Below are 1093 nucleotides of genomic sequence, written 5' to 3' on the forward strand. Positions count from 1 at the left end.
CCCGCCCCGCCCTCGACCCGAGGAGCCCCGCTGTGAGCCACCCCCGCCTGCGCGCCGAGCACCAGCCCACGATCCGACCGGACGGCCGAATCCAGATCGGCTCGCTGCCCGGCCTCGCGAGCACCCTGCCCGACCCCGCCGGCTGGCGCCTGCACCTCCTCCAGCTCCTGGACGGCACCCTGACGGCCGACCAGGCCGTCCGGGCGATCACCAGCCGCCACCCCGACGTCACGGCCGCCCAGGTCGACCGGCTCCTCCTCGACCTCATCCGGGCCGGACACGTCCGGGACGCCGCCCCGGTCCGCCCGGCCACCCGACTGGAACCCGGCACCGCCCGACTCCACCAACGCGGCATCGAGTACTGGGAGATGGTCGACCATGACCCCAGTCGTACCGGCTCGGACGTCCAGCAGATCCTGGCACGTGCCGTGGTGACCGTCGTTGGCGTCGGCGGCGTCGGCCTCACCGCTGCGGCCGCACTGGCCGGCGCCGGAATCGGCTGCCTGATCCTGGCCGACCACGACCGAGTCGAGGACTCCAACCTGAACCGCCAGCTCCTCTACACCCGCGCCGACATCGGCCGGTACAAGGTCGACGCCGCCCGAGAGCGCCTGCTCGAACGCCACCCCGACCTCGACGTCGTCCTGTATCCCGAACAGATGGCCCTCCAGGTGCAGTTCGCGCGCCTGATGCGCCGCTGCGACCTGCTCATCCTTGCCGCAGACGACCCCGAGAGCTTGCGTCTGACCGCCAACCGTGCCGCCCTGACCACCTCCTGCGCGTGGATCGACCCCGGCTACCACGGCCCGCTGATCAGCACCGCCCTCTACACGCCGGGCACCGGCGACGGCCCCTGCTGGGAATGCCTGCGCCACTTCGACGCCACCGCCTACGGGCTGTCCGGCACCTGCGGAGACGTCCTGGCCGCCGCCCTGCCCCGGCCGCTCGGCAACCCCGTCATCTCCACCAGCGCACTGCTGGCCGGCGCCTACGCCGCCCACGCCGCCCTCACCCACCTCACCGGCACCCGCAACGCCAACCCGGTGAGCACCATCCAGCGGCACAGCCTCATCGCCCCCGCAGAGCAGACCAC

At 73.2% G+C, this 1093-nt stretch carries 1 protein-coding gene; it reads left to right on the forward strand.

Going from position 1 to position 1093, the window contains the following annotated elements; genetic code table 11:
• Positions 1 to 32 precede the first annotated feature (32 nt).
• Positions 33 to 1093: HesA/MoeB/ThiF family protein (locus ACIQOV_RS42530; RefSeq protein ID WP_401056638.1), on the forward strand; the 1061-nt coding region annotated here is incomplete at its 3' end.

Origin of the sequence: Kitasatospora sp. NPDC091257 (assembly GCF_044757675.1) — a bacterium.
GTDB classification, from domain to species: Bacteria; Actinomycetota; Actinomycetes; order Streptomycetales; family Streptomycetaceae; genus Kitasatospora; species Kitasatospora lactacystinica.